Source organism: Bradyrhizobium betae, assembly GCF_004123905.1.
GTDB lineage: Bacteria > Pseudomonadota > Alphaproteobacteria > Rhizobiales > Xanthobacteraceae > Bradyrhizobium > Bradyrhizobium betae_A.
The window spans coordinates 146963-155439 of sequence record NZ_MZXW01000057.1; the positions used below are offsets into that span (position 1 = coordinate 146963).

Below are 8477 nucleotides of genomic sequence, written 5' to 3' on the forward strand. Positions count from 1 at the left end.
GACCCGCCTTCAACGATTTTGCGTGTCCAGATGCTTTTGCAACGTATCTATCTGGCCGGAAGCATATTCACCGGCAGCATCCTTGCTTTTGGATGCTTTCTTGTACTCGGCGATATCTTTCTGGTGATCTGCGACCATGTGGGTAGCGAACATCTTATCGAAACCTGTGCCGGACATCTTTGCCATCTTGTCGTGGTCGGCTTTTTGCTTCGCACTCGGGCCGCTCGGTGGGTTCATTCCTGCTGCTTGGGCGGCATTTAAAGCCTTCTGATTGGCGGCAGCGTGGTCGGTGGAGAGCATCCTGCCGAACGACTTGACAGCATCGCTCTGCCCGTTCTGCTGCGCCAGCTCTCCTATGCTCACTTCAGCGAAATTGCCCTCGATTGCCTTCCTGAGGAACGTTTCGCTTTGCTTATCTTTCGCAGACGCGTTGGCAATTGAGATCGCGATCAAGGTTGCTGTCCCCGAGCGACACAAGCATTCTGTTCATCGGCAACTCCTGCGGGTTGTTCGCCCATGAACAATCCAGTTGCAGAAGAGGTTCCAATTGCGCACATCCTGACCGCGTGATTGTCCTTCCGGTAGTAACGGTTGCTCGGTGCACCAGTCCTTCGAACGTATCGGTGGGGCGCCTGCCTACCGCTCACCCGCTCCGAGGTGCAGACCCGCCTCACTGGCCGCGATGTTCTCCTCGGCCTAATTGCCTGGCCCGTGAACATCCCTCCTCGCATTCAGGTAGCTGATAAGGCTCCGACGCAACTTTTGATCTTCTTCGATTTAGATAAGGAGCGGTCAGCAGCAACTGGAAGAGGGCCCGAGCAGCCATGTATTGCGCTGCGGGCCGGCTTCTCTCGCTCCCGGCTAACAGAACATTTCCGCGCGGACCTGAAACAGACCATCGCCAGCCGCGGCCGCGCCGATGGATCCAAAGATCTAAGAGAGCAAAATCGCCAACTGTCATGGCGCGAGCACCCCGAAAAAACACCCGAAATTAGACAGGAGACTTTACAGATCCGACAGACCAACTTTCGGCTAACGTCGGAGTTCTCAGTTCGGTCGAAAATAGTTGAAGCTTAAAGCATCCGTCTGTACTCTAAGATCTTCGCTAGCGATCTATCTAGAATGCGGCCGAGATATCCGTGTCGCGGTCTCCCCAACCTTTCCAGCTCAATCTGCGCTGCTTCACGGAAAGCGTGAACTGAATGTCACCTTCCTCTACCGACAAGACCGCGCTCTTCATCGATGGAGCCAATCTCTACGCGACGGCGAAAACTCTGGGCTTCGACATCGATTACAAGCGCCTGCTGAAGGAGTTTCAGAGCCGCGGCACGCTGCTTAGGGCGTTCTACTACACCGCGATCATCGAGGATCAGGAGTACTCCTCGATCCGGCCGCTGATCGACTGGCTCGACTACAACGGCTACACCGTCGTCACCAAGGCGACCAAGGAGTTCATCGACGCCTCCGGCCGCCGCAAGGTCAAGGGCAACATGGACATCGAGCTCGCCGTGAACGCCATGGAGCTCGCCGAGCACATCGACCAGATGGTGCTGTTCTCGGGTGACGGCGACTTCCGCTCACTGGTCGAGGCCGTTCAGCGCCGCGGCGTGCGGGTCACCGTGATCTCCACGATCGCGAGCCAGCCGCCGATGATCGCCGACGAGCTGCGCCGCCAGGCCGATGTCTTCACCGACCTCGTCGAGCTGCAGTCCAAGCTCGGCCGCGACCCGTCCGAACGCCCCGTCCCGCGTGATCGTGATGCGCGTGGACACATGCCTAAATTCTTGCAGGAACCGAAGGGAAACGACCCACACGAGTAGGCCGTGAAGGCGGCGCTTTCCCTCAACCTAAAACGATAGTATCGACTCTCACGCAGAGCATGCATCTGTAGGCGTAGGCAGCGGGTAGGTTTGCAATTGCCGGTAGCAACGCGAGAAACTCCATTGGCCGCTGACATCTGCTGCAGATGAGGCTTGGCGCCTTTTCCTTGTCACCGCCGCGCGCCATTGCCGGACCGCCCGAAGGTGAGGATGGTAATCCATCGATCGGCGTTTACATCTCCGGGCAACTACCGGGCTGCCGAATCGAAAACAAGCCCCGCCAGCGTGACTGCCCCGCAGGTTTTCCATTTCTGTACGATCAGCCGCGGCGTCCCAATTGCCATTCGAAAGCGAGATTTTGCCGCCGAGTCGCGGGACGGCCGCGACCGAGCACCATTCTGATTCCGATTGCTCAGACCTCCTTCGCGGTGTCAAACAACCCGCCGCCATGCGACCTCGCACGAAGCCATTTCCCGGCCCCGCGAAATCTTGCTGAAACAGAGGGGGTTGAAAGTAACGGAATCGAACACGGGGACGTCACATGCTAGTCCTGATGAACCTAATCTGGCGACGCCTTGCCTACACGATGCTCGCGGGTATGCGGTCCAAGCTTGTGCGCCAATGACGAGAGGCGGCCGCGCAAGACCGAAATCATCGTGCCCGGTCCAGGAGGGTCCACGGGCCTGCCCCGGAGCCGGCCCGCCTTTTTAGAGTGCCGCGACTTCAACCGCCGACGGGTGTCGAAGGGGCTTCCGTTTCACTGGCAGCGCTGGCCCGACGACGTTCGCTTGTCTGATATCGAGCCGCGGTTCGTGTGCGGTGGATGCGGCAGCTGGGGTTCTGAAGTCAGACCGGGTTTAGCAGCGGCAAGCGGCCTCAATTTGCAACCTCGAGCGCTCGTCAGCCGAACCCGTATTTTGCCAGGGGCAAGACGCCGCCAGCCCACGTAATGCGCGTCTACGGACTCGCGGCCCGACGCATCATTGTCCGGTAAGACGCGCCGGGCCTGACCATTCCCTGCTTTCCCCGTAAGGTTTGGCCGACCCAGCATAGAGCGATTCTACAAGCGACTTATACGTCTACGTCTCTGTGCACCGCTCCTCTCGCTTCGGAGCAAAAATCCCATGTCTCGGGCCTCACGTTTGACGGACGCGATATACCTTCCAAGCTCGGTTGCGATTCACCTGCGGTCGAGCCAACGGATCATTTTGATCAGCATCTATGTGGCGCCGCAGGATCTGTGCATATCGTCCCGAATTGGCATGACAGTCGCGGGCAAGTCAGGCCAAGCAGGGGCTTGAGGTTTTGATTCCAGCGATGAAGCACGTCACCGAACGCCCTTTTGCCGATCCACAAGCCGCAGCCCGCAAGCTGCTCGAGCTCGCCGCCAGCATAGAGCAGGTGCAGGAGGGCCGAATCCACATCGAGAAGATCAACTACCCATTCCTCTACACGGTCAAGGCAAGCGGCGCGGAGTTCGGTGCCGGCATCAGGTGCGCTGTCGAGAAGGGCTGGCTGGAGCTGCATGAGAGCGGCACCTATGTGCGGCCCCTGACGCCCGGCTAGGATCTGCTGGGCCCTCCGGTAGGAACCATGCATCTTTGCCGGGCTTGCTGTCTCGCTAGCTCGCCCAAGCTGGCGGAGCGGCCCTGGCCTTGAATCTCCAGACCCAATGAAGCCGGGCCGCCTCTAAGCCGCTACCGGGACACCCCTGCGACAAGGCGAGGACAGCAGCCATGCTTCTTTGCACTTACAGCATAAGCAATCTGACCGAGTTCGAATCCGATCTCGCCCCTATCATCTTGGATCGGGATGAGGCGCAACGGTTTGCGTCCGTGCTGGCGCAACAGATCCTCGCGGAGCTGCCCGAGCTAAGTTGTAAAGGAATGTGCATCGTCGTTTAGTTTACGACGAGGATGGCAACGCCATTGCGCATGCTCCGCTGGGCGCATGGCAATAGCGACTTGCCGCGCTTCGTCTGCCAGGGCTGCGGTGGTCGCGGCGCGGATGTGCGGCCTGACTTTGCGCCTCCCAAAATGGGCACCAACGTATGAGGCCCGCCAGCTTAACCGGCGGGCCCTTTGGTGGCTCACTGAGGAGGCTTCTTCGTTGCGGTCGGCGGCTTCGCTGTGCCGCTCTTCGGGGGACCATAGTTCGCTGAGCCACGAGAGCCATAGCCCCCAGCCTTGCCATCCATTTTGTTAGCCGATGCTGGCGATGTCATGAACCCGGCGGCGATCATGGCGCCCCCGAATGCAACGATTACGATCATGGCGATAGCTCTTAAGATTGACATTGGCTGCTCCAAAATAGTTTTTCTGAAATCCCATGCCGAAATGCACGTAGCAGGTGCAGCCTATTCCCGACTAGCTTGGCCCGCGAGTCTTTCCTGTAGGCAAAAGTCCAGTCTGACCTGCGCGAGATGGGCCTACGTCGTGTCCTGGTCTACTGCCATTGCGGTCACAACGTTGCTCTGAGCGCCGATCGCTGGCCGGACGATGTTCGCTTGTCTGATATCGAGCCCCGCTTCGTGTGCGCCGGATGCGGCAACCGAGGAGCTGATGTGAGGCCGGATTTCAGCAGCGGCAAGCCGCCGCAGTTTGCGAGCGCGAACGCGCGGTAGGAACGTCAGTGGGGAGAGACGATAGCCGCGACCCCAAAGGCCACCAAGCAGGCGGCTGCCAATGACCACAACGTTATCCTGATTTCTCGAGGCATGTCCGGTAACGCAGGACATGGAACCGAGTTCCTAGGAAGAAACCCCGCTCCTGTAGAGCAGTATCCCCCAGCTGCCCTGCTTGTCTGCCCACGAGACAGCCTGCTGATTTACGTTAGCGCGGGAGCGAGGAACGGACGCGCAGAGGAAAACTTGGACGCTTGCTGGCTCACTTGACCGGGAGCCGGCGGAGCGGCCCCGGCATCAACCCTCAGGCCCCCAAGCCGGGGCCGTCTCTAAGCCGCCTACTGCGGCCTTAGTGCATCTTGCGGCGGAGCTGCGGTTGGATCGCACGCTGGTCATCAAGGTGCTCTTGGATACCGCGCCGCGATTCTAGCTCGGCAAGCTGCTCATCTACAGCTTTTAGCTCTGCTTCCAGATTCCGAATGATCTGGTCGTTTGATGCCCCGACGCGTCATTGGCCCCCCATGCAACTGTCGTCCTCCGAACGGCTTAGGCCTGAAAGCACAACCGTGGCAATCATCAGCACTAGAACGTCAGATTCCCTGTCGTCCATTCTGCAACACTCGCCGCGGTTCCGCTAGCAGAAACAACGATTTATGTTGCGCCCGAAACACGCGGGCCTAGCATCACCCACGCCGGGGCTGGTCCATATTTCACCTGTTCTTTTGACCCGGCGCGGGGCCGCAGCATCGAGAGGTGTTGCGGCCTTTTCTTGAGGATGCCGAGCTCGGTGTTCGGATGGACGAACACACCGTTCCGAAAATGGGATTGGTAAGACTCCGCTCAGATCCTTGCGCGTGGATAGCGAAACATGGCACGGCTTGGTTTCCAGCCCCCAATGCTCTCGGCAGCCGATCCAATTGCGGATTAGAGCGCCGGGAGCGCATGGCCAGGCGACGTGATGCCCAGCGGGGAACCGTTGTCACTGTGCCGGCTTGTCCAGCAAGCGTTCTCCAACGAACGCCCACACACACTCGGCCTCAGCTTCCCCCATTGACGCAGGAGCTGAGGTCGTTTCTTTTGGATGGGAGAGCGGCTCAGTCCTGAACGCGCCGACCAGCCGCCAAGCGGTCACTACTTCGACCCTGTCCCCGGAGTTGTGGATGGCGCGCTGGCGGGACCAGCCCCCGAGCCGGTCGCTGTTGGCGGGTTCGTTGAGCTGGTTGTGGTTGCGGGCGCGCTGGTCTGGTTGGACGCGATAGTGTGGTTGCCGATGCTGTAGAAAATCGCGGCAATCGCGGCGATCACGACAATGGCGATGACCACCCAGGCTTGGGGGTTGTCGCGGTAATTCCGATCTCGATTGATCATGCGGAATCCTCTTGGGCTAGACAACCAGACAAACCCGAGTTGCCTCCAGCGTTCCTACCGTCGCTTTGCCCACTTCCAGCAGGCGCGGCGCGAAGCTAACCTGCAATTCCAACACCTCAATGGCCGCTGCAACTGCCGGTCGACTTGCGGCTCGACGGGCTCCGCAGGATCTGTGCATATCGTCCCCAAATGGCATGACAGTCGCGGGCAAGTCAGGCCAAGCATGGACGCTTGGGTTTTGATTCCAGCGATGAAGCACGTCACCGAACGCCTCTTTTACCAATCCGGAAGCCGCCGCCCGCCAGCTCGTTCAGGGCATCGAGGCGGTACAGGACGGCAGAATCCATATCGAGAAGATCAACTACCCCTTCCTCTACACGCTCAAGGCAAGCGGCGCAGAGTTCGGTGCCGGCGTCAGGTGCGCTGTCGAGAAGGGCTGGCTTGAGCTGCATGAGAGCCGCACCTACGTGCGGCTGCTGACCGCTGTAGGAACCTGGCATTATTGCCCGGCTTGCTGTCTTGCTAGCTCACCTTTCCGAGCTGGCGGAGCGGCCCCGGCATCAACCCTCAGGCCCCAAGCCGGGGCCGTCTCTCCGAGTGCCGCGACCGGAAACGTCTTTTCCCGGTGGTTTCAGCGGGAAGGCGCTCGCTAGCCCCAGCTCGCTGATCCCCCAATGAGCTGTGGCCTTTCTGCTTCAAGTTTAGGAGTCGCCTGCGGTTGCTGGAGTGGGTACAGGCCCGCGCCCTGCAGCCGTTGGATCCGGGAGCCCTTTCACTCGCAGTGAGATTCGAAGTTGATGGGCCTTTACGGAGATGGCGGACTGGCCTCGTTCTAATTCCGAGGCGATCTTTTGACGGGAATGCTTCCCCGCCATCGCCTTGAGCTTTTCAATATCGCTTGTGGTCCAGCGCCGGACAAAATGCGACATCTTCCTGTCTCCATGAAATGAATTTCGCCGAATGCAAAATTATAAGAAAACAAAAGACCCCTAGAGATCAAGGCTTTCATGAGGGACAAGCCGCCAGGTGCGCTGCAGGGCTATTGTTTGTGCGCATTGCACAATATTTCTGCGCGCCCACCAGGAGCCGACGGCGTTCTGATCAGGTGCGGGTCCTCGGGGCGACACCTCACACCTGAGCCTCGCGCCATCCACCTGCGCAGCCCCTGTCGAGTGCACCGGCAGGGGCTTGTTGGGTCAACTGAGGCGGCCCTACCGGCCGCCCCTTACAACGCGAAGCTGCGCCGATGCCAGTTTGTCAGGGCGCACGCTAACCGGGTTGAACTTCGTATCCGTCCGCTGAGCGCGGTTGCAGTTCGGGCAGACAAAAAGGTGGGCCATGATCGGTTCCCGGGTATCTCGCAACTGCTCCGAGCGGAGCCATCTCATAGTGATGCGGCAATTCGGACAGTGAGGGGGGTCGAGTTGCCCCAGTGCTTTCTTTAGCTGGTCCCTGTCGCCCCCATCGTTGGGAAACAGTAGCAGACCACAACCGGGCGCGAGGTATCAACAGATACATAAGGGGGCGAGCAGGACCCAGAAAACTTCTGACTCCAACTAACAAAGGTTATGGCTGGAACATTGGTAACCGGGAAAACTAAGCAAACCGGGGAGGCGCAGCGATTTCATTTCGAACACTTTGAAACCCGGAAAGAGGGCCGCTGTCGCAACACAGCGGCCCTTTCCGCTTTGGCACCTTGCTGCTGTTGCCACGTTTGCCCAGCGCCCCTCCGAGGGCGTGTCCGCCCCCGGCTCGCAATCCCGTCATTGCCCCAAAGCCGGGTCATGTCCACGGCGGTTAGAGCTAATCCGGCCGCCGTCCTTTTGTACCAATGACTTCGGCGTCCTGTGCCATTGGAGATGGTATTATGTCCAAAGAGAAGAATTGCCTGATCGTTCGTGCTGCGGGAAGACAACTGGACCTGTTACGCGGCGAAGCCTCCCGTATCGCTAAACGCAGTAACATCGATTGGTGGATCGATCAGGCGGAGGTCGGCACTCGCTTCTGCTTCGAGGATACAAAAGCAAAGGAGTCATTCGCTCTCGCTTGTGACAACTTCGGTATTCCCTGCCAAGACGGCTAACCCGCGCTCTCCTGGGCCTGCTTCGAGCAGAGCCGCTCGAAGGTCATAAGCTCGTCGATGATGCGCTGATGCTGCTCCATACTGATCTGATTGCGGGAGGTCGCCGCCCCCCGTCAAGGGTCAATAAGAGCGCGCAGCAGTTTCGGCCGGCCCGGCTTAATTAGTCGTTTTGATCCAGACTATCTTTGATTTGCTGCACGTATTCGTTTGCGAGATCCAGAAGGCGTTGAGCTGTTCCCTGATCACCGATTTGGCGTGCGAGCCATCGGCATTGCTCTACCTTCGCAAGCATCTGGAATTGCAATTGCGGTTGGTCGTCAAATGCTTCCGTCATCCCATTATATTACGCCCGCGACGAACAGCCCGCATCCAACTCCTTGACCGTAGTGCTACGGCGAGCGTGCTCGCGTGAATGAAATGCACCGGCGGTGATCTTGCTGTAGCTCCCTCGCGAGTGTAAGCGTCGCTGTCAGGCCACGGCTTTGAGGGCTTGAGCGCGGTAGGCCCAGGGCAGTAGCAGGTCGATGTCGCGGTTTGGATGTCCGTTGACGATCCTGGTCAGGACGTCGGTGAGGTAGGCGAG

6 protein-coding genes and 1 pseudogene are annotated in these 8477 nt (G+C 59.3%); 4 read left to right on the forward strand and 3 right to left on the reverse strand.

Going from position 1 to position 8477, the window contains the following annotated elements:
- Window positions 1-9 precede the first annotated feature (9 nt).
- Entirely contained in the window at window positions 10-453 is a 444-nt protein-coding gene (locus B5V03_RS41200; protein ID WP_245502500.1) for a DUF4142 domain-containing protein, read from the reverse strand.
- 749 nt (window positions 454-1202) lie between these two features.
- On the opposite strand from B5V03_RS41200, the gene B5V03_RS41205 reads away from it, so the two are divergent.
- Both B5V03_RS41205 and B5V03_RS41215 read left to right on the forward strand, forming a co-directional pair.
- The gene (locus tag B5V03_RS41205; RefSeq protein WP_129276118.1) at window positions 1203-1820 is read left to right on the forward strand and encodes an NYN domain-containing protein; all 618 of its coding nucleotides are present in this window, start codon (window positions 1203-1205) and stop codon (window positions 1818-1820) included.
- Window positions 1821-3137: 1317 nt separating this feature from the next.
- Window positions 3138-3386: a hypothetical protein gene (locus B5V03_RS41215; RefSeq protein ID WP_129276120.1), complete on the forward strand. Its 249-nt coding sequence runs from the start codon at window positions 3138-3140 to the stop codon at window positions 3384-3386.
- A gap of 2188 nt (window positions 3387-5574) precedes the next feature.
- On the opposite strand, the gene B5V03_RS41995 is transcribed toward B5V03_RS41215, so the two are convergent.
- On the reverse strand, window positions 5575-5811 hold the full coding sequence (locus tag B5V03_RS41995; protein ID WP_164988653.1) for a hypothetical protein: 237 nt from the start codon (window positions 5809-5811) through the stop codon (window positions 5575-5577).
- 250 nt (window positions 5812-6061) lie between these two features.
- Here B5V03_RS41995 and B5V03_RS43130 point away from each other — a divergent pair.
- Together B5V03_RS43130 and B5V03_RS41235 are read left to right on the forward strand one after the other, a co-directional pair.
- A pseudogene (locus B5V03_RS43130) lies at window positions 6062-6293 on the forward strand (hypothetical protein); the annotation flags it as partial.
- A 1385-nt stretch (window positions 6294-7678) separates the two neighbouring features.
- Complete coding sequence (locus B5V03_RS41235; protein ID WP_129276122.1) at window positions 7679-7894, forward strand: hypothetical protein; 216 nt, start codon at window positions 7679-7681, stop codon at window positions 7892-7894.
- 469 nt (window positions 7895-8363) lie between these two features.
- On the opposite strand, the gene B5V03_RS41240 is transcribed toward B5V03_RS41235, so the two are convergent.
- Window positions 8364-8477, reverse strand: a 114-nt coding sequence (locus B5V03_RS41240) for a transposase domain-containing protein (protein WP_143274074.1), incomplete at its 5' end; no start/stop codon positions are given.

Excerpts from the sequence above, each read along its gene's own strand:
- B5V03_RS41205 (WP_129276118.1), top strand. The coding sequence starts at position 1,203 with ATGTCACCTTCCTCTACCGACAAGACCGCGCTCTTCATCGATGGAGCC.
- B5V03_RS41215 (WP_129276120.1), top strand. The coding sequence starts at position 3,138 with ATGAAGCACGTCACCGAACGCCCTTTTGCCGATCCACAAGCCGCAGCC.
- B5V03_RS41995 (WP_164988653.1), bottom strand. The coding sequence starts at position 5,811 with ATGATCAATCGAGATCGGAATTACCGCGACAACCCCCAAGCCTGGGTG.
- B5V03_RS41235 (WP_129276122.1), top strand. The coding sequence starts at position 7,679 with ATGTCCAAAGAGAAGAATTGCCTGATCGTTCGTGCTGCGGGAAGACAA.